1 protein-coding gene is annotated in these 323 nt (G+C 45.5%); it reads left to right on the forward strand.

Annotation, left to right across the window (positions count from 1 at the left end; translation table 11 throughout):
* Positions 1–268, forward strand: a 268-nt coding sequence (locus tag ACTQ9S_RS13785; RefSeq protein WP_440455278.1) for a molybdenum cofactor biosynthesis protein MoaE, incomplete at its 5' end; no start/stop codon positions are given.
* Between the last annotated feature and the right edge of the window lie 55 nt (positions 269–323).

Here is a 323-nt window from a genome sequence, read left to right on the forward strand (position 1 = left end):
TTATGAAGACTTAGCGCTCAATCAAGGCCGAGCTATTATCGAAGAGGCCAAACAGCGTTTTGAGATTACCCATGCTATTGCTATTCACCGTATTGGCGCATTAGAGATAGGCGATGTGGCGGTATGGGTGGGGGTTGTTTCTGCGCATCGTTATCCAGCTTTTGACGCTTGCCGATGGATACTCGACACCATCAAAGCGGACATCCCAGTGTGGAAGCAGGAATATTATGAGGATGATTCTTCTAAGTGGCTGAGTAATAATGGGTAGGCAAAATTGCCCAATGATAAACTGATGAACATGATCTAACTAACTAACCAACGGC

Origin of the sequence: Psychrobacter sp. ASPA161_9, assembly GCF_051970275.1 — a bacterium.
Classification (GTDB): Bacteria; Pseudomonadota; Gammaproteobacteria; order Pseudomonadales; family Moraxellaceae; genus Psychrobacter.